The sequence below is a fragment of the Luteibacter sp. UNC138MFCol5.1 genome, from assembly GCF_900110505.1.
Lineage (GTDB): Bacteria > Pseudomonadota > Gammaproteobacteria > Xanthomonadales > Rhodanobacteraceae > Luteibacter.
The window spans coordinates 1-19,376 of sequence record NZ_FODZ01000009.1 but is presented as its reverse complement, the minus strand read 5'-3'; the positions used below and the strand labels follow the sequence as shown (position 1 = coordinate 19,376).

The window sequence follows — 19,376 nt, the reverse complement described above, 5'->3', positions numbered from 1 at the left end:
GCACGCGACCTATTTGCCTTGCCCCGGCCGAGCCACGCCGTACATCTCCCACGCGATCTTCTTCAGCAGCGCCTGTTTGTCGTCGCCCTCGGCGTAGAGATCGAAGTGCGTGCGGCCCGGCAGGAAACGGAAATCGCTCTTCGCGTGCAGCTCGTCGAGCGTGCCCTTGAACAGGTGCGCCGACCCGTCGAGGTAGAACGTATCGGCGGTGCCGACGATCAGGTGGATCTTGCCGTCGAGATCGGGCTTCAGTTCGGGCCAGTGCGTCTTCACCCGCTGAGAAATGTCGTAGTGCTCGCGCCAGTAGGCGGCCACGTCCGCATCGACCGCGCCCGTGTCGCGGTTGAACATCGGCTCGGGGCGGCCATCCTTGCCGCGCGGCGAGAACACCCATTCGAACGATGCCAGCTGGCCGCCGTAGGCACCCAGCACGCGCTCCAGCTTCGCGAACGTCTCGAACGTGGCGATCACCTTGCCCTTGTCGCGCACCAGCGGGTTCACGCTGCCGTCGGCCTTGCGATAGGCGTTGGCGTTCGCGGCATAGAGGTCGATGCCGGTGAAGTCGTGGAAGTCGCTCGGGTCGGGCGAGGTCGACCATGTGCCGCCGAACACCTTCGGATAGCGCGTCTGCAACCAGAGCGTCGCCCAGCCACCCGACGAGTGGCCGTTGAGGAACCGGCCGCTCGCCTTGCCGTCCATCCTGTAACGGCCTTCCAGCCACGGGATGTATTCGGTGGTGAGGGCCTGGCCCCAGGGACCGTTGTTCACGGAATCGGCGAACTCGTGCGTGCCGGTGGGGCCGGACTCGTCCAGCAGCACCCAGATCATCGGCGGCATGTCCTTCTTCGTCATCGCGTGCCAGAGGAACGCGATGTTGCCGGTGAAGCGGTCGAAACCGCCGCCGAAGCCGTGGGTGACGTACGCCACCGGGTAGCGCGTGCTGCCGTTCGGATCATAGCCGGGCGGCGTGAGCACCCAGGCGCGGATCGATACCGGGCGGCCCATGAAGGCCGTGAGCGAGGGACTCTGGAACACCTCGGCGTGCGCGTGCCTGCGCGCCTCCGGCGCGGCGTCCCGCACGTCCTTCGGCGCCTGCGGCGGCAGGTCCCAGGGATCCTTCGCGGGCACCGTCTTCGTCAGCTTCAGCACCGGCACGCTGCCGCCAGGGGTCAGCTTCACGGGCGTCACGTCGCTGATCAAGTCGCCCGCGTGGCGGCCGTGGTAGTTGTAGTCGTTGCCGACATCGAGCACGGCCTGCACGAGGTAATCGCCCGGCGGCAGCGTGGAAAACCCGGCCGGGAACGCTTCGCCGTCCGTGTCGATGTCCACCGACTGGCCGGGGGCGATCCAGCTCACCTCGCGCCCCGCGACCGACACCGCCTTGGGCTGGAACGGATTCGTGTCCACTTCGTCCAGCTTGCCGTCCTTCGCCGCGGACGCGGGCGCGGCGAACAGGAGCAGCCGGCCCGACGTGCCCTTGTCCGTGGCACCGTCGAGCGACACGCGGACGATGCGATGCGCGAGCGGCGCGTCGTCGGCGTGGGCGGCGGGGAGCCCCGCGGCGAGAAGCGCGAGCGCAAGGGTCGCGCGGGCAAGCGTGACGTTCATCGTGTGGATCCCCTTCTCGGGCCGCGGACGCGCGGCGTGGCAACATGGCCGATCCTGCCACGAGACGAGGACCGAGCGAAATGGACGCGGAGTGGATCAGCCGCCATGCCCTGACCCTGTGGGCGACGCTGCTCGCCGCGACGCTCGTGGGTGCCGACGTGGCCTGGCGACGCGCCGTGCGCCGCCGCGAGGGCCTGGACGCCGCGGCGCGCAGCCTGCTCCGGCCGATGACCGTGCTGGCCATCGTGGTGGCGATGCTGACGATCGCCACCGCCATCGCGGTGGAAGTCAGGGGCGCGGCGGGTCTCACGGTATTCGACGCCAACCTCGCGCGCGACCTGCGGGCGAACATGCCGTTGCCTGTCCTCCGCGGCATCGCCGTGGTGACCCACGCCGGCGACGGACTGGTGCTCGGCATCGCCACGTTCCTCGTTTTCGTGGGCCTGCTGCTGCGCCGGCATTACCGGCTGGCGGTGACCTGGGTCGCCACATTGGTGGGCACGGCGTTGATCAACGGCGCGCTCAAGGCCTGGTTCCAGCGGGAACGCCCGCTGCACGACCACGGCTTCATCGTCGAGCACAGCTACAGCTTTCCCAGCGGCCACGCCTCGGGTTCGATGGTCTTCTATGGCATGCTCGGCTACGTGCTGCTGGTGCTCTGCCCCGCCCGCTGGCACCGCCCCATCGTGATCGCCTGCGTGGCGATGATCACGCTGGTCGGGATCAGCCGGATCCTCCTGCAGGTGCATTATTTCAGCGACGTGATGGCCGGCTACGCGACCGGCCTGGCCTGGGTCACGCTGTGCGCAGGCAGCGCGGAGTACCTGCGCCTGCGCGAGGGCCGCCGCGCCGTCCAGTGATTTCATGCGGTCGTGACGGCACGGATGCTTCCTTGTGCCGCATGACCCAGCCCACCTCGTTCGCCATCGTGATCAATACCGGCTCCGGAAGCCGCGAAGCCGACGAGGCGCAGGCCGAGATCGCGTCGGTGCTCGACGCCGCCGGCCGCACCCACCGGTTCTTTCCCATCGACGGCAGCCGCGACATCAAGACCGTGGTGCGCGAGGCCGCGGCGTACGCGAAGGCCGAAGGCGGCGCGATCGTCGCCGCCGGCGGCGACGGCACGATCAACTGCGTCGCGGGCACCGCGTGGGAGGAGGATCTCCTCATGGGCGTGCTGCCGCAGGGCACGTTCAATTTCGTCGGGCGCACGCACGGCATCCCGACCGAGACGCGCGAAGCCGCGGAAGCGCTCGTGCGCGCGACGCCGTCCGATGCCCAGATCGGCATGGTCAACGACCGGGTGTTCCTCGTGAACGGCAGCCTCGGACTGTATCCGCAGGTGCTCGAAGACCGCGAAGCCTGGAAGCAGCGCTTCGGTCGCCATCGCATCGTCGCGCTCTGGTCGGGCCTCGCCACGATGATGCGCGGTTATCGCCCCCTGCGCATCGAGGTCACCGACGGCGAACAAACGCGGCACCTGCGCACGCCCACCCTCTTCGTGGGTAACAACGCCCTGCAGCTGGAAAAAATCGGCCTGCCGGAGGCGGAGGCCGTCCACCGCAACGAGGGAGTGCTCGCCGGCCTCGTGCTCAAGCCGATCGGACGCCTGGCGATGCTCGGCCTCATCCTGCGTGGCGCGCTGGGCAAGCTCGGCGATGCCGAGAAGGCCGTGAGCTTTCCGTTCCGCGAGATCCGCGTGACGCCGAAGCATCACCGTCATGCGATCAAGGTGGCGGTCGATGGCGAAATCGTCTGGCTCGATCCGCCCATCGTCTTCCGCGCCGCGCCGCGCCCCTTGCGCCTGCTCACCGACCGCGCGCGCCAGCCCGGGGAGGATCCGGGTTGAGCGTGATCGTGCAGATCTCCGACCCGCACTTCGGGACGGAACGCGCCGAGGTCGTCACCGCACTGCACGACACCATCGTCGCGCTGGCGCCGGAACTCGTGATCCTGTCCGGCGACGTGACGCAGCGCGCACGGCGCGCCCAGTTCGAAGCGGCGAGGCGCTTCATCGACGCCTACGCCCGCCCGACGCTGGTCATCCCCGGCAACCACGACGTACCGCTCTTCAACGTCGTCGCCCGCGCCTTCTCGCCCTTCGGCGAATTCGCCCGCGTGTTCGGCCACGACCTCGAGCCCACGTTCGCAAGCGACGGCATCCTCGCGATCGGCGTCAACACCGTCCGGGCGAAGCGCCACAAGAACGGCGAGGTATCGGACGCGCAGATCGAACGCGTCAGCCGACGGCTTCGCGACGCGACGGACGCGCAGCTGCGCATCGTCGTGACGCACCAGCCGGTACACGTGATCCGCGAGAAGGACGTCGAAAACCTGCTGATCAACCGCGAAGCCGCCATCGCCGCATGGGCCGCCGCGGGTGCCGACCTCGTGCTGGGCGGCCACATCCACCTGCCCTACGTGCGGCCGCTGAACAACGAGGCACGCAAGCTCGCGAGCGAGCTATGGTCCGTGCAGGCGGGCACGGCGCTGTCGACGCGCATCCGCGAAGGCATCAGCAATTCGTTCCACGCGCTGCACCACGATCCCCAACAGGACCGCTCGGTGTGCGTCGTCGAGCAGTGGGATTACGACGAATCGGCGAAGCGGTTCGTGGCCGGGGCGAGGACCTCGGTGCCGCTCGCCCGGTACACATCGCCGTAGGTACTCGAATCAGACGTACTGCATCTTCCGCGTCATCCCGCCATCGACCGTGATGTTCTCGCCGGTGATGAAGCCGGCCTGCGACGAGAGTAGGAACACCGCGAGCGCGCCGATGTCGGGCGGCACGCCGGCGCGACCGACAGGGTGTTGCGCGTGGTCGGCGGCGGAGAGCTTCGGCTTGCGTCGATCGGAGGGCTTCTTCCAGTCGTCGACGACGATCCAGCCGGGATCGATCGCGTTGACGCGCACGGGTCCCGCGCTGATCGCAAGCGCATGGGTGAAGGCGACGATGCCGCCCTTGCTCGCGGCGTAGGCTTCGGTATCGGGCTCGGATTGATGCGCGCGCGAGGACGCGATGTTGACGACGGCGCCGTTGCGCTTTTTCAATTCGGGCAGCGCATGCTTGCAGCAGAGGAACGCGCCACCGAGGTTCGTATCGATGCGTCGTTTCCATTCGTTCCAGTCGAGGTTCTCCAGCGGCCCCGTGACCGGATCGGCGATGCCGGCGTTGTTGACCAGTCCGTCGATGCGGCCGAAACGCTTCAGCGCACCCGCGACGAAGCGTTTCACGCTCGCCTCCTTCGACACGTCGAGCACCAGGAACGCGGCACGGTCCGGCACGTTCCACTCGTCCAGGCAGGCCTTTCCCGCTTCCGCGTCGAGATCGCCGATGAGCACGCTGCCGCCGGCGGCCAGGACGGCCTCGGCGATGCCCTTGCCGATGCCCTGCGCACCGCCGGTGACGAGGACGACCTTGCCCGGCCATTCGCCGATGGACGCGGTGGGAACGGGCGACGCATGCTTTGGCGCGACCATGGGAGGGCTCCGGTGGGGGACCCATGGATGCTCCACGCGGCGCCGTGGAGGAAACGTCACGCGGGCCGGTAGTAATCCACTTCGCGATAGCGCCGCGCGTAGAGACCGAACACCAGCGCCGCCAACCCCGCGAACGCGGCGAAGAAGAACATCTGGAACGCCGTCGCGCCCATGCCGGTACCGGCGATGCCGGCGAGCACGGCGTCGTTGCGCACGCCGGCGTTCGCCAGCAGCACCCACAGGTTGCCGACGGTGACGCTCAAGGTCCAGAAGCTCATCAGCGTGCCCTTCATGGACGGTGGCGCCTGGCTGTACGCGAACTCCAGGCCGGTGGCCGACACGAGCACCTCGCCCATCGTCAGGAACGCGTAGGGAACGAGCTGCCACGCGATCGAGACCGCGTCGCCGCCGTCGATCGCCAGCTGGATCGCACCCACGATCACCCAGGCCACCGCGGCGAGCGCGATGCCGACGGTCATGCGGCGCAGCGCGGTCGGCTCGATGCCGAAGCGACGCAGCATCGGGTACACGACGAGGTTGTTGAACGGAATGAGGATCAGCACGAGCGCGGGATTCACCGCCTGCATCTGCGCCGGGTGCAGCCAGTCGGGGGCCACCATCGCGTTGGCCTGGAGCACCCACGTGGACGCCTTCTGATCGAACAGCGACCAGAACGGCGTGACCAGCGCGAACACGAGCAGCACGCGCAACACGACGGCCACGGCGTCGATGGCCTCGTCGGGATGCGCGCCCCGCGCCCGCTCCAGCTGCATGCGCGCGCCGATGCCGACACCACCAAGCACGCAGACGAGCGCGAGGCAGAGCGCGGCGACGATGCCCAGCGCGGGCGTCAGGGCGAGCGACGCCGCGGCCAGCACGAACGCGAGCGACGTGACGACGAGGCCGGGCCGTCCCTGCCCGGGCGCATGCGCCAGCAACGCGGTGCGAACGACCTTCAGGAAGCCGTGCGGGTCGCCCTGCGTGGGCGGCACCATGACGTAATGCCGCCGGCCGCTCCAGAACACGAGCGTGGCGACGAACATCAGCACGCCGGGAATGCCGAACGCCACCGCCGCCCCGTAGTGGCGCAGGAAGTACGGCATCAGCAGCGAGGCGAAGAAGGAGCCGACGTTGATCATCCAGTAGAACGCGTCGAACACGACTTTCGCGAGTTTCCGGTTGCTCTCGTCGAACTGGTCGCCGACGAAGGCCGAGACGCAGGGTTTGATCCCGCCCGCGCCGAGCGCGATCAGCGCCAGCCCCGTGTAGAAACCGGCGACGCTGTGCTCGAAGATCGCGAGGCACGCATGGCCCACGCAATACAGCAGGCTCAGCCACAGCACGGTGTTGTACTTGCCGAACCAGCGATCGGCGAGCCAGCCACCCAGCAGCGGGAAGAAATAGACGCCGATGACGAACGTGTGGAACACGTCCTTCGCCGCGCCCGGTCGCTCCGCTTCCGGCAGATACATCAGCAGCGACGTCACGAGGAACGGCGTGAGGATGTTGCGCATGCCGTAGAAGGAGAAGCGCTCGCACCCCTCGTTGCCCACGATGTAGGGAATCTGGCGGGGCAGCCGGGCGGGTCGCGTGGCGTCTAGGTCGGTGGCGGTCATGCGTCGTCGTTAAGGTGGCGTCGAACCGCACGATCCTAAACGAAACGATCAGGCGCCCCGCGCTACCCTTGCCGGCATGTCACCACGCGGAACGACCATGCAACCGATTCCCACCGGCCTCATCGGCTATGGCACGGCGGGCGCCGTCTTCCATGCGCCCCTGATCGCCGCCGCCCCGGGCCTCCGCCTGACCGCCATCGCCAGCCGGCGGGCGGACGACATCCAGCGGGACTTCCCCGAAGCCCGGGCCTACGAAAATGCTCAATCGCTGCTGGCCGATCCCGGCATCGAGCTCGTGGTGATCGCCACGCCCAACGACACCCACGCCGGGCTGGCGCGCGAAGCGTTGCAGGCCGGGAAGCACGTCGTCGTCGACAAGCCGTTCACGCTCGAGGCCGCCGAGGCCGAAGCGCTGATCGCGCTCGCGGAGCGGCTGGACCGCCGCCTGACCGTGTTCCAGAACCGTCGCTGGGACAACGACTTCCTGACCGTGCGGCGCCTCGTCGACGACGGACGGCTCGGCGAGGTCGCGTACTACGAGGCCCACTTCGACCGCTTCCGTCCGGAGATCAAGGCGGGCTGGCGGGAGACCGACGTCCCCGGCTCCGGCCTCCTCTACGACCTCGGCGCCCACCTGATCGACCAGGCGCTGGTGCTGTTCGGCATGCCGCGCGCGATCACCGCCGATGTGACACGGCAGCGCGCGGCGGCGAAGGCCGACGATTATTTCCACCTGGTGCTCGACTACGGCACGCGGCGCGCGGTGCTGCACGCCTCGGTGCTGGTGCGCGATCCGGGCCCCCGCTACCTCGTGCATGGCGACGGCGGAAGCTTCGTGAAGCACGGCATCGACGGCCAGGAGGCGGCGTTGCGCGAAGGTCGCCGGCCAGGCGGCGAAGGCTGGGGCGACGACGATCCCGCGCTGTTCGGACGATTCACCGACGCCGACGGCACGGTCGCCACGATCGACACGCTGCCGGGGCGCTACACCGCGTTCTACGACGAGGTGGCTTCGGCGATCCGCGATGGCTCGGCGTTGCCTGTCGACGCCCGCGAGGCGCGCGACGTGATTCGCGTGATCGAGGCGGCGCAGATCAGCGCGCGGGAGCGTCGCACCGTCGTGCTCTGAGGCGAGTTGTATCGCCGATACGATCGGCTCCCACCCCTTCGGTGAAAGGCGGGAGCCGATGCGTCAGGTGTCGCCCGTCGCGACACCGCGCGACGCGTCGCTCACCCAACCGCTCCACGACGGCGCGTAGAGACGCGAGCCGCACAGGCCGGCGTACTCCATCGCCAGCAGGTTGTGGCAGGCGGTGACGCCGGAGCCGCACATGTGCACGACGTCGGCGGGGTCGTGCGGGCCGATCAGCGAGCGGAACGCCTGCTTCAGGGCTTCCGCCGGACGGAATGTGCCGTCGGCCTCGAGGTTGTCCGAGAACGGGCGGTTGCGCGCGCCGGGCACGTGACCCGCGACCGGGTCCAGCGGCTCGACCTCGCCGCGAAAGCGCGGCGCCGCGCGCGCGTCGAGCAGCACGAGACGGCCCGCCGCCACGCCTTCGGCGAGTTCGTCGGCGGACACCGTGCCGGCCGCGTCGAACGCGACGTGCACCGCGGTCGCCTCGCGCACCGGCACCGCGTTGTCGACGGGAAGCCCGGCGGCGATCCATGCGGGCCAGCCGCCGTCGAGCACGGCGACGTTGTCGAGGCCCGCGAGGCGCGCGAGCCACCAGAAGCGAGCCGCGGCCAGCGAACCTCCCGCCGCGTCATAGGCGACGACCTGCAGGTCGGGACGCCAGCCGGCGCGCGCAAGCCACGCGGAAAACGACGCGGCGTCGGGAAGCGGGTGCCTGCCCCGGCCGTTGGAAGGCGTCGCCATGTCGGCGAGGTCGCGGTCGAGATCCGCGCGCACGGCGCCGCGGATGTGCGAGAGCGCATAGTCCTGGTCGCCCTTGCCGGGATCGCGGCCGCCGGGCTGGGTGAGATCGAAACGGGTGTCGACGAAGAGCACGTCGTGCGCGGGCAGACGGCTGGCGGTCGTGGCGTCGATCAGCGTGCGCGAAATCAGCATGGGTGTCCCATCCGCTTGAGCAGGTTGAACAGGATGGCCGCCGTCACGCCCCAGATGCGATACCCCGCGTGGAGGAACTCGACCATGTCGCGCGGGTGACCGCGGAAATCCATCGTGTAGCGACGCAGGTTCGCCGGGTCCATGAAGAACGCGAACGGTACCTCGAACACTTCGGCCACCTCGCCGGGGTCGGGCTTCAGCGACGCGTCGGCGGCGACGCGCGCGACGACCGGCGTGACCGTGTAGCCGCTGATCGTTTCGAAGCTCTCGAGGAAACCCAGCGGCGTGACCATCGACGCGTCGAGGCCGATCTCCTCGTGGCTTTCGCGCAAGGCGGTCGCGACGACGTCCACGTCGTCGGGTTCCACACGCCCACCGGGAAACGCGACCTGCCCCGCATGCTGCTGCAGGGTGTCGGTGCGCAGCGTGAGCAGCACGTTCTGTTCGCGATCGTCGCGGATGCCGATCAGCACCGCCGCGCGTCGCCGCGGACCTTCGCCGATCAGCTCCGCCATGTCGTCGTGGTTCCACCCGCGCGGACCGGGCGGCGCCTCCAGCGGAAGCAGCGCACCGCGAAGCCGGGCGAGCATGTCGTCGGTCATTCCGACTGCGCCTCGCGGCCCGGCAGGACATCGTCCATCAGCCAGCGCTTCTGCGCGTCGGTCATCGACGTCCAGCGCGCGATCTCGTCGCCCGTGCGCAGGCAGCCCATGCACAGGCCGCGCGCGTCGAGGCGGCACACGCCGGTGCAGGGAGAAAGCGGGAGGGTGAGCGAAGGCGCGATGGGCATGGCGTCGGGCATTCTAGCGCGTCGCGTCGCGAAGCACGGGCGAAGGGGCGCTCTCGCACGGCCGGACACCGGGGCCGTGGACCCCGGCGTACGCCGGGGTGACGGTGAGGACAACGGTGAAGCACGTCGGCAAGCCGTGCCGTCGTGCCAGCGTAGGCCGGTGCGACGGTGGGGATGTGCGCGCGTGTCGGCCAGCCGTGCCGTCATCCCGGCGCACGCCGGGATCCACCGCGAGGCGATCGGTTATCGCCAGCGCGTCACATCGGCTTTCGCCGCCGTCACTGCCGGATATCCATCAGTTCGATCTCGAACACCAGCGCCTCGTTCGGCCCGATGCGCGGCAGCTCGCCGCGCTCGCCGTACGCGAGACCGGGCGGAATGACGACTTTCCAGCGATCGCCCACGCGCATGCGCGGGATGACGTCCTGCCAACCCGGAATCACGCGATTGACCGTGAACGTGACGGGCTTGCCGTGCGCGTACGAGCTGTCGAATTCGGTACCGTCGATCAGCGCGCCGCGATAATTGACCACGACGGTGCTGGTGACCTGCGCCTGACGCCCGCTGCCTTTCGCTAGCACGGCGTACTGGATGCCCGACGGCAATGTGATCACGCCCGGGCGCGTGCGATTGCGCGCGAGGAAGGCGGCGCTGCGCCGGGCATTGTCGGCGGCGACACGGCGGAATTCCACGACGGAGTCGCGCTGCACCTTCGCGTCGAAGTTCACCAGCTGCTGCTGCATGACGTCCACCGGCACACCCGGCGGCCGCTTCGCGTAGCCATCCTGCAGCGCCTTCACGAGGACGGCGATGTCGACATCCGGCTGCGCGCTGTTCGCGAACTGCGTGCCGATCTGGTAGCCGATCGCATAGGAAAGCCTGGTCTTGTCGATCGCCGGGGCTCCCGACGCGGGCGGCGTGGGCGCGGATTGCGCCGATGCGGCCGCCGCGACGAGCGACAACGCGAGCGACATGACCAGGAAACGCAAGGGTGACATCCCGTTCTCCGTGAACCCGGAACCTTGGGCGTGCGTGGAGGATAGTCCATCGGCACGCGGCCCGCCCGTACGCCATGAGACGCCCGACAGGGGGTAAAGGTTCCCCGCCCCCTGCTACCATCCGGCTCCTCGCCCTTCCCCGCCAGGAACCCTCATGGCCTTTCGCACCCTCGCCACCGCCGACCGCGGCGCGGTCCGCACGATCACCGTCAATCGCCCCGACAAGCTCAACGCGCTGAACCGCGAGACGATCGGCGAGCTGACGATGGCCTTCCGCCAGGCGGCGCAGGACGACGCGGTGCGTGTCGTGGTGCTGGCGGGCGCGGGTGAGAAGGCGTTCGTCGCCGGCGCCGACATCTCCGAGATGACGGCTTGGTCGCCGGTCAAGGCGCAGGCGGCGTCGCGCGCCGGCCAGGAGCTGATGCTCACCATCGAGCGCCTCGGCAAGCCGGTGATCGCCAAGATCCACGGATACGCCCTCGGCGGCGGCATGGAACTGGCCATGGCGTGCCACCTGCGCGTCGCCAGCGACAAGGCGCGATTCGGCCAGCCGGAGATCGGTCTCGGCCTGATTCCCGGTTTCGGCGGCACGCAGCGCCTGACCCGACTGACCGGACGCGGCGCCGCGCTGGAACTGTGCCTGCTCGGCGCCCAGATCGACGCGGCGCGTGCCGAACGGCTCGGCCTCGTGACGCGCGTCGTCGCGGCGGATGAACTGGACGCCGGCGTCGACGCCATGGCCGACCAGCTCGCCGCCGCCGCGCCCCTCGCCCTCAAGGGCATCCTCGACGCCGTCATCGAAGGCGGCGAATGCGCGATCGATCAGGGCCTCGCGTTCGAGACGCAGGGTTTCGCGATCGCGTTCTCCACCGACGACATGCGCGAGGGCACCAGCGCGTTCCTGGAACGGCGCAAGCCGACGTTCCAGGGAACGTAACCGGCACCCGGCCCCGCTACGCGGGGATCGCTGATGCGATCGGCTCCCACCCTTCGGTAGGAGCCATTCCGTGGGAGCCGATCGTATCGGCGATGGGTGCTCGCCTCAGTGCGACCCGCCCCGGTACTTCAGCTCGCCGGCCTCGACCCGTACGTCGAGCCGGTTCTCGGGCGGCGCGAGCTGGCACGTCGCGTACGGCGTGAACGCGCACGGCGGATTGCGCGCTTCGTTGAAATCGATCACGAGCTTGCCGTCGCGCGGCAGCGCCGTGTCGAGGAAGCGCGCCGCGCCATAGGTTTCCTTACCCGACGTGCCGTCGGCGAAAACGAAGAACAGCGCATCCGGCGTCTCCTGGATGGGCATGAGTTCGAACGTGCGGCCGTCGCGCTCGAACACCGCCTTGCCGGGCACCTTTTCCGTCTCGATGGTGCCGAGCACCGTGCCGAATGCGAGATCGCGCGGTGGATCGAACGGCACCCAGTCGGCGACGACGCGCCACGACGCGTCGTCGGGAAAGTGCTCGAGGCCAGCGAAGCGCGTACGTGTTTCCGCCTGTTCGTCGCGCACGCGCAGCGCCTTGCGTCCGTCGCGCAGGATGACGAAAAGGCGCGCCGTGCCGAAGCGTACTTCCGTGGGCGTGCGGCCCGCGGCGTCGTCGAGCAGCGTGGCATGGGCGACCTCGCGACCGTCGACGAGCACGCCGGCGCCGGGTTCGACCTCGAGCGTCGTCGTCCCGTCGGCGGCAAGCACGATCGTGCCTACGTGCGCGGGCCCCGCGGCCAGCACGATGTCGTTGTCCGGGGCACTGCCGACGCGCTGCGGACCTTCCGCCAGCCAGTCGAAACCGATGAGGCTGAGCCAGCCATCCGGCGCCGTCAGCCGGGCAAGTCGCGTGGCGCGCGCCTGCGCCAGGGTGTCGTCGGTCATCGAGATTCCTCAGTCATCTTGGGAGCGCGCGCTGCTGCCATCAGCGACCGCGCAGGAACAGCCTGTCGAGCTCGCCGAGCGAGAGCTGCACCCAGGTCGGGCGGCCATGGTTGCACTGACCGGAGCGCTCGGTGGCTTCCATCTCGCGCAGCAGCGCGTTCATTTCGGGAATGCCGAGGCGACGACCGGCGCGGACCGAACCGTGACAGGCCATCGTCGAGAGCAGCTCGTTCTCGAGTTCCTCCAGCCGACGGGAACTGCCGTGCTGCGCGAGCTCGGCGAGCACGTCGCGCGTGAGCTGGCTCACGTCGGCGCCTTCGAGCAGCGAAGGAATGCGGCGAACGACGACACCGCCGGGACCGCTGCGCGACAGTTCGAGGCCCCACTCCCCGAGCGCCTCGGCATGTTCTTCGGCGGCCGCGGCTTCCTTCGCGCTGACCGCGATCGACAGCGGCACGAGCAGCATCTGCGAGCGAAGATTCGCCGTGACGCGCCCATTCTTGAGCTTCTCGTACGTGATGCGCTCGTGCGCCGCATGCATGTCCACCAGTACGAGGCCGTGCGCATTCTCCGCGAGCACGTAGATGTTCTTCAGCTGCGCGATGGCGTAACCGAGCGGCGGCACGCCGGCCGCTTCGTCTGCCTCCGCGCCGGGCGGCGGCGTCCATGGCGTCGTCGGCAGCGGCGATGAGGACGGCGACGCGGAGCCGAACAACGTCGCGTAATCGGCGAGCGGCTCCTCACGCACGCCCAGGCTCAGGCGCGACTGGCTCGCCGCCTGCGGCCACGCCGGGTACGACGCGGCTACCGGCGCACCGCCGCCAAACGACGCGCCCGCCATCGACGGCATCGCCACGGGTGCGGCATCGGCGTTCGCGGCGACGTGACCCGCGCGGGTGTGCGCGAGCGCCTCGTGCAGCGTGCGGAAGAGGAAGTCATGGATGAGGCGCTGTTCGCGAAAGCGCACCTCGCTCTTCGCCGGATGCACGTTGACGTCGACGCCCGCCGGGTCCAGTTCGAGAAACAGGACGAACACCGCGTGCCGCCCATGGAACAAGACGTCCGCGTACGCCTGGCGCACCGCGTGCGCGACGACGCGATCGCGGACGAGTCGCCCGTTCACGTAGAAGTACTGCTGATCGGCCTGCGAGCGCGACGCGGTCGGCAGACCGACCCAGCCGGACAGACGCATGCCGACGGCCTCGTGCTCCACGCGCAGCGCCTGGCCCGGGAACTCAGGACCGAGCACCTCGGCGACACGGGCCAGCGCGGCGTTCTCGTCGCGCGCCGGCTTGAGCAGGCGAACCGGCTTGCCATTGTGGCTGAGGCGGATGTCGACACCCTCGCGCGCGAGCGCCAGCGACTTGAGCAGGTCGTCGATGTGCGCGAACTCCGTGCGCTCGGCGCGAAGGAACTTGCGTCGTGCGGGCACGTTGTAGAAGAGGTCGCGCACCTCGATCGTCGTGCCCTGCGGATGCTGCGCCGGGCGCGGATCGATCAGGCGGCCGCCGTCGACCTCGATGCGCCACGCCGAATCGTCACCCGCCTGGCGCGAGGTCAGCGAGAAACGCGCCACCGACGACACGGACGCGAGCGCCTCGCCGCGGAAACCCATGCTTGCGACGCGCTCGAGATCGTCGAAGCTGCCGATCTTGCTGGTCGCGTGCGACGCCACCGCCAACGGCAGCTCGTCGCGCGGAATGCCGCCGCCGTCGTCGCGCACGCGGATGAGGCGCACGCCACCCTGCTCGATGTCGACTTCGATGCGGCGCGCGCCGGCGTCGATGCTGTTCTCGACAAGTTCCTTGACCACCGAAGCGGGGCGTTCGATGACTTCACCGGCCGCGATCTGGTTGATCAGCTCGGGCGGCAACGGGCGAATGGGCATGACGGCATGACCTGCGGGCTTGCAAGCCACGAAGGATAGCCGATGAAGATGGTAGGAGCGCGCCCTGCGCGCGACAGCTTTTCGCGCGACGCGCCAGGGCCTGCAGCACCCGGCCCCAAAAGATGTCGCGCGCAGGGCGCGCTCCTACCAGGCGACGCCCGTCCTGGTGCGCCTCAGCCCGACGGAATCACCATGACCGTGCCGATCCGCACGTTGTTGTCGGTCATCTTGTTCGCCATCTTCAGCGCGCCGACCGAGACGCCGTACTGCTGCGCGATGCCGGTGAGGGTCTCGCCGCGGTTGACACGGTGCACGTCGCGCACGTTGTCGTCGGCCCGCCCGGAGGGCTTGGCGGGGGCCGGCGCGGGTTTGTCGGCCTTCGCGACCACCTTGTCCGCGACCTTCTTCGGCGGCGTCGCGCGCGGTGGCGGAGCGGCCGGGGCGTCGTCGTCCTGGGCGGCGGCGGGGGCCGCCGATGCGACCGACGTGCCGTTGCGCCGCGCGGCCTGCGCGGCGAACCAGGTGCCGGGTGGCGGCATCGATTCGAAGTAGTTGCGCACGCCGCCGAGCACGGCCGTGGCCAGCGAGCGGCGATGGCCGTCGTCGCGCAGGCGCCTCTCTTCGTCCGGGTTCGTGATGAAGGCGGTCTCGACCAGGATGGACGGCACGTCCGGCGAACGGAGCACCACGAAGTTCGCGCGCTCGACGTAGCCGCGATGCGTGGGACCGAGCCGGCCCAGGGCCTTGAGCACGTTGCCCGCGATCGATTCGCTCGCCTGCATCGCGTAGCCCTGCTGGAGATCCAGCAGCACGGCGGCGAGGGTGTCGTCCTTGTCGTCGAGCGAGACGCCGCCGACGAGGTCGGCGCGGTTTTCGCGATCGGCCAGCCAGCGGGCGGCTTCGGAGGTCTTGCCTCGCGGCGAGAGCACCCAGACGGACGAGCCCTTGGCATCGCTGTTCTTGAACGCGTCCGCGTGGATGGACACGAACATGTCGGCGTTGTGCTCGCGCGCGATCTGATAGCGGCGCTTGAGCGGGATGAAGTAATCGCCGTTGCGGGTCAGCACGGCCTGCATGCCGGGCTGGCGATTGATCTGGTCGGCCAGTTCGCGCGCGACCTGCAGGGTGACGTCCTTCTCGCGCAGGCCCGTCGCGCCACGCGCGCCCGGATCCTCGCCGCCGTGACCGGCGTCGATCGCCACCACGACCTTGCGCTCGGCGGCGAGCAGCGGGGGCTTGCCGGGCGGGACGGTCTTGCCGCGCGTCGCGCGCACCGGCGTCGCGACCGGCGCGTCGGCGCTGGCATCGGCGATCGACGGGGCATCGTCGGTGACGGGGTTGTCGCCCGGGTCGCTCTGCCCGCCAGGGTAGAGGTCGAGCACGAGCCGGTAGCCGTAATCGCCCGCCGGCTTGAGCAGGAAGCTCTTGGGCTTGGCCTTCGGATCCACCGTCGCGACCATGCGCGCGGCGGCGCCCTGCTTGCCGGCGGTCATGGACTTGAAGAGGCCCTGCCCGCCCGGCGCGGCGAAGTCGCCCGCGATGGCACTGCCGGCGATATCGAGCACGACGCTGCCCGGGGTGTCGCCCTGCGACATCTTGTAGGTCGCCGGACCCGAAAGATCGAACACGACGCGGGTGTATTCCGGGCCGGCCCAGACACGAGCGGCCTTCACGTCGGCCGCCCGCGAGGCGGCAGGCGCCATCGCCGCGACGGCGGTCACGCACGCGATAAGGCCGAGTTTGCTAGTGATTCCCCTCATACGTTCAGAATTGAACTGCAAGCCCACGCTGAATGCAAGACGTTTTTCCTTGCTAATCCAAGACCTGCGAACACTTCGTCAACGTCCATACAGGAATGGCCCGCAAATCGTCAGATCGCGGCGAGCTCGCGCGTCAGCCGGCGCCCACGCTCGGAGCGCGGCTCGATGCGGACGGCACGCCCACCCCGTTCGTGGCGGAAGTGCAGTTCCACGTCCACCGGCGGCAGTGCGCCCGCACCGCGCTCGGGCCACTCCACGAGCACGATCGCGCCCGGTTCCGCGAGACTGTCGAGACCGAGCCATTCGAGCTCGCCGGGATCGGCGATGCGGTAGAGATCGAGGTGGAAGGCCCGTCGGTCCGGGAGGTCGTAGCCCTCGACCAGGCTGTAGGTGGGACTCTTCACCCGCTCGCCGACGCCCAGCGCGCGAAGAAACGCGCGCGCGAACGTGGTCTTGCCCGCGCCGAGGTCGCCGTAGAGGAAGGCCACCAGTCCATCGGGAAGGGTCGCGGCGAGACGCTGTCCGAAGGCGGTCGTCGCGTCCTCGTCGGGCAGGTGCAGTTCGATCGCGCTCATGCGGGGATTCCGTTGACGAGGCGGCGCAAGGGTTCGAGCAGGTCGCCCGCGAGCAGGCCGCGCTGGCCGTCCCTCGCGGCCACGTCCGCGGCGCGCGCGTGCAGCCCGACGCCGAGGCAGGCCGCTTCGTAAGCGTCGCAGCCCTGGGCCAGCAGCCCCGCCACGATACCGGTCAGGGTGTCGCCCATGCCGCCGCTGGCCATGCCCGGATTGCCCCAGGGGCAGACGGCGAGTTCGCCCGAGGGTCGGGCGATGAGGCTGCCGTTCCCCTTCAGCACGACCACGGCGCGATAGCGCTTCGCCAGCTCGCGCGCGGCGGCGAAGCGATCCGCCTGGACGGCGGCGGTCGCAATACCGAGCAGTCGCCCGGCTTCGCCCGGGTGCGGCGTCAGCACGATGCTCGCCGGCAGGGGCCGCGGCTCGGCCTGAAGAAGATTCAGGCCGTCGGCGTCCAGGACCGTGGGCAGGCCCGCGTCGAGCGCGGTCGTCCACAGCGCATGCCCCCAGGCGGCCTGTCCGAGCCCCGGACCAAGCGCGAGCACGGACGCCTTGTCGAGCATCGGCTGGAGCGCCTGCGGCCCGTTCACGCCATGCGCCATGAGTTCCGGCCGCGCGGCGTTCATCGCGAGCACGTTCTCGTCGCGCGTGGCGACGCTGACGAGACCGGCGCCCGTGCGCAGGGCCGCTTCGGCGGCCATGCGGACCGCGCCGCCGGTGCCATGGTCGCCGCCGATGGCCAGCACGTGCCCGTTGCTCCCCTTGTGGGAATCCTGCGGGCGCGGCGGCAGGTGCGCCTCGGCCAGCAGATGAGCGTCGGCCTCGCCCTGGATGCTGGCGGGAAGATCCAGCGTATGCAGCTCGACGTCGCCCGCGACCGCCGCCCGGTGCGTATGCAGCCCCCGCTTGCGCACGATGAAGGTCGCCGTCGCCGTCGCCCGCACGACCACGCCTGGGCAATCGCCGGTATCCGCCGAAAGGCCCGAGGGCACATCGAGGGCCAGCACCGGTGCGCCCAGCGTGTCGATCGCTTCGATCGCCGTTTTCGCCACGCCCTCAGGAGCGCGGTTGAGCCCGGTGCCGTAGATGCCGTCGACGACGACGTCCGCCGACGCGAGGGCAGCCCAGGCGGCGACGTCGTGCACGCGACCCCCCAGCGCTTCGAACGCCTGACGGGCGCGAAGGGCGTCCTCACCGCGCGGGCGGTCGAGCGCCACGAGATCGACGTCCATCCCGCTGGCCAGCGCGTCGCGCGCCACGAGGTACCCGTCGCCGCCATTGTTCCCCGCCCCGCACACCACCCGCAGGCGCCGCGCGTCGGGCCAGCGCCTGCGCAACATGGCGAACGCCGCGGCGGCCGCGCGCGTCATCAGCTCGAAACCGGGAATGCCCAGCTCGCCGATGGCGCACTGGTCGATCGCACGGGACTGTTCGGATGTGAAGAGGGCGATGCCCGGATCGGTGGCGGTCATCGGCCGATTATAGGCCCCGGTACAATGGCCGCATGTCCGTTTCCGCCGCCATCGATTACGTCACGCTCGCCAGCGACATCAAGGCGTGGGCGCGCGAGCTCGGCTTCGCCGATGTCGGCATCGCCGGCACCGATCTCGGCGCGGACGAGGGCTACCTCGAACGCTGGCTCGCCGAGGGCCACCACGGCGAGATGGATTACATGGCGCGGCATGGCACGCGTCGTAGCCGCCCCGCGGAGCTGGAGCCGGGCACGTTGCGCGTCGTCTCCGTGCGCATGGATTACGTGCCGCCCGGCACCGCGAACGCGTGGGAGGTTATCCGCGACAGCGACAAGGCCTACGTCGCGCGCTACGCCCTCGGCCGCGATTACCACAAGGTCATGCGCAACCGCCTGCAGAAGCTGGCGTCGCGCATCCAGGAGCGGGTCGGCGACTTCAGCTACCGGGCCTACGTCGACTCGGCCCCGGTGCTGGAGAAGGCGATCGCGCGCAACGCCGGCCTCGGATGGATCGGCAAGCACACGGTGCTCATCAACAAGCGCGCGGGATCGTATTTCTTCCTCGGCGAGCTCTACACCGACCTTCCCCTGCCCGTCGACGAGCCGGCCAGCGCGCACTGCGGCAGCTGCCGGCGTTGCATCGACATCTGCCCGACGCAGGCGATCGTCGGGCCGTATCGGCTCGATGCACGCCGTTGCATCTCCTACCTGACGATCGAGCTCAAGGGCAGCATTCCCGTGGAACTGCGCGAGCCGATGGGCAATCGCGTCTTCGGTTGCGACGACTGCCAGCTGATCTGCCCCTGGAACAAGTTCGCCCAGGAGGCGACCGAGCCCGATTTCGCGCCGCGGCACAGTCTTGATGGTCCACGTCTGGTCGACCTCTTCGCGTGGTCGGAGCAGGAGTTCCTCTCGCGAACGGAAGGCATGGCCATCCGCCGCACGGGCTACGAAGGGTGGCTGCGCAACATCGCCGTCGGGCTCGGCAACGCCGACACGAGCGACGCCATCGTGGCCGCCTTGCGCGCGCGTATCGACGATCCGTCGCCGGTCGTGCGCGAGCACGTGGCGTGGGCGTTGGCGCGGCACGGGTAGCGGAGGCCGCGTTCGCGCCGAAACGAGGCGACTGGCGCCGTGTCGTACGGCGTGAGCCCGGAGCGGCGTCGCTCGTCCCTGCGCCTCGCCGTGGGCACCGGCGTGCGCCGGTGCGACGGTGAGGTGGAGTGGGTGCGCCCTCACCTTCGTGCGCTTCCGCTCCGGG

16 protein-coding genes and 1 pseudogene are annotated in these 19,376 nt (G+C 69.8%); 6 read left to right on the top strand and 11 right to left on the bottom strand.

The window, feature by feature from the left end; all coding sequences use genetic code 11:
- Positions 1-9: 9 nt before the first annotated feature.
- Positions 10-1,608 (bottom strand): alpha/beta hydrolase, encoded by a 1,599-nt coding sequence (locus BMY69_RS18415; RefSeq protein WP_090181041.1) that lies wholly within the window; start codon positions 1,606-1,608, stop codon positions 10-12.
- A 44-nt stretch (positions 1,609-1,652) separates the two neighbouring features.
- On the opposite strand from BMY69_RS18415, the gene BMY69_RS18410 reads away from it, so the two are divergent.
- Genes BMY69_RS18410 through BMY69_RS18400 form a run of 3 tightly spaced genes read left to right on the top strand, consistent with a single transcriptional unit; the run spans position 1,653 to position 4,272 of the window.
- Positions 1,653-2,468: a phosphatase PAP2 family protein gene (locus BMY69_RS18410; RefSeq protein WP_255364613.1), complete on the top strand. Its 816-nt coding sequence runs from the start codon at positions 1,653-1,655 to the stop codon at positions 2,466-2,468.
- 41 nt (positions 2,469-2,509) lie between these two features.
- Positions 2,510-3,457: a diacylglycerol/lipid kinase family protein gene (locus BMY69_RS18405; RefSeq protein WP_090181038.1), complete on the top strand. Its 948-nt coding sequence runs from the start codon at positions 2,510-2,512 to the stop codon at positions 3,455-3,457.
- Between the two features lie 2 nt (positions 3,458-3,459).
- Entirely contained in the window at positions 3,460-4,272 is an 813-nt protein-coding gene (locus tag BMY69_RS18400; protein WP_218143222.1) for a metallophosphoesterase family protein, read from the top strand.
- Positions 4,273-4,281: 9 nt separating this feature from the next.
- Here the strand turns inward: BMY69_RS18400 and BMY69_RS18395 are convergent, their stop codons facing one another.
- Positions 4,282-5,088: an SDR family oxidoreductase gene (locus BMY69_RS18395; protein WP_090181029.1), complete on the bottom strand. Its 807-nt coding sequence runs from the start codon at positions 5,086-5,088 to the stop codon at positions 4,282-4,284.
- Positions 5,089-5,144: 56 nt separating this feature from the next.
- The gene (locus tag BMY69_RS18390) at positions 5,145-6,704 is read right to left on the bottom strand and encodes a POT-type proton-dependent oligopeptide transporter (RefSeq protein ID WP_090181026.1); all 1,560 of its coding nucleotides are present in this window, start codon (positions 6,702-6,704) and stop codon (positions 5,145-5,147) included.
- Positions 6,705-6,801: 97 nt separating this feature from the next.
- Between BMY69_RS18390 and BMY69_RS18385 the strand changes: the two genes are divergently transcribed.
- A complete protein-coding gene (locus BMY69_RS18385) occupies positions 6,802-7,833 on the top strand; it encodes an oxidoreductase (RefSeq protein WP_090181024.1) in 1,032 nt (343 codons plus the stop codon).
- 63 nt (positions 7,834-7,896) lie between these two features.
- Here the strand turns inward: BMY69_RS18385 and BMY69_RS18380 are convergent, their stop codons facing one another.
- The 3 genes and pseudogenes from BMY69_RS18380 to BMY69_RS18365 all read right to left on the bottom strand — a co-directional run bounded on the left by BMY69_RS18380 (position 7,897) and on the right by BMY69_RS18365 (position 10,560).
- Positions 7,897-8,772, bottom strand: coding sequence for a sulfurtransferase (locus tag BMY69_RS18380; RefSeq protein ID WP_090181023.1), 876 nt, complete (start codon positions 8,770-8,772; stop codon positions 7,897-7,899).
- Positions 8,766-9,562, bottom strand: a pseudogene (locus BMY69_RS18375) (CoA pyrophosphatase). Before BMY69_RS18375 ends, BMY69_RS18380 begins: the two are co-directional and overlap by 7 nt.
- A 278-nt stretch (positions 9,563-9,840) precedes the next feature.
- Positions 9,841-10,560, bottom strand: coding sequence for an FKBP-type peptidyl-prolyl cis-trans isomerase (locus tag BMY69_RS18365; protein ID WP_090181019.1), 720 nt, complete (start codon positions 10,558-10,560; stop codon positions 9,841-9,843).
- Positions 10,561-10,714: 154 nt separating this feature from the next.
- On the opposite strand from BMY69_RS18365, the gene BMY69_RS18360 reads away from it, so the two are divergent.
- Positions 10,715-11,497, top strand: a complete 783-nt coding sequence (locus tag BMY69_RS18360; protein ID WP_090181016.1) for an enoyl-CoA hydratase/isomerase family protein — start codon at positions 10,715-10,717, stop codon at positions 11,495-11,497.
- A 105-nt stretch (positions 11,498-11,602) separates the two neighbouring features.
- Here the strand turns inward: BMY69_RS18360 and BMY69_RS18355 are convergent, their stop codons facing one another.
- The 5 genes from BMY69_RS18355 to BMY69_RS18335 form a co-directional block, all read right to left on the bottom strand.
- Entirely contained in the window at positions 11,603-12,424 is an 822-nt protein-coding gene (locus tag BMY69_RS18355; protein WP_090181013.1) for a DUF1684 domain-containing protein, read from the bottom strand.
- Positions 12,425-12,464: 40 nt separating this feature from the next.
- Positions 12,465-14,312, bottom strand: coding sequence for a DNA mismatch repair endonuclease MutL (gene mutL, locus BMY69_RS18350; protein ID WP_090181010.1), 1,848 nt, complete (start codon positions 14,310-14,312; stop codon positions 12,465-12,467).
- Positions 14,313-14,485: 173 nt separating this feature from the next.
- A complete protein-coding gene (locus BMY69_RS18345; RefSeq protein ID WP_090181007.1) occupies positions 14,486-16,072 on the bottom strand; it encodes an N-acetylmuramoyl-L-alanine amidase in 1,587 nt (528 codons plus the stop codon).
- A gap of 110 nt (positions 16,073-16,182) precedes the next feature.
- Positions 16,183-16,647, bottom strand: coding sequence for a tRNA (adenosine(37)-N6)-threonylcarbamoyltransferase complex ATPase subunit type 1 TsaE (gene tsaE, locus BMY69_RS18340; protein ID WP_090181005.1), 465 nt, complete (start codon positions 16,645-16,647; stop codon positions 16,183-16,185).
- The gene (locus BMY69_RS18335) at positions 16,644-18,116 is read right to left on the bottom strand and encodes an NAD(P)H-hydrate dehydratase (RefSeq protein WP_090181002.1); all 1,473 of its coding nucleotides are present in this window, start codon (positions 18,114-18,116) and stop codon (positions 16,644-16,646) included. The genes tsaE and BMY69_RS18335 overlap by 4 nt, the downstream gene beginning before the upstream one ends.
- A gap of 32 nt (positions 18,117-18,148) precedes the next feature.
- Between BMY69_RS18335 and queG the strand changes: the two genes are divergently transcribed.
- Positions 18,149-19,210 (top strand): tRNA epoxyqueuosine(34) reductase QueG, encoded by a 1,062-nt coding sequence (gene queG / locus BMY69_RS18330; RefSeq protein WP_090180999.1) that lies wholly within the window; start codon positions 18,149-18,151, stop codon positions 19,208-19,210.
- Positions 19,211-19,376 lie beyond the last annotated feature (166 nt).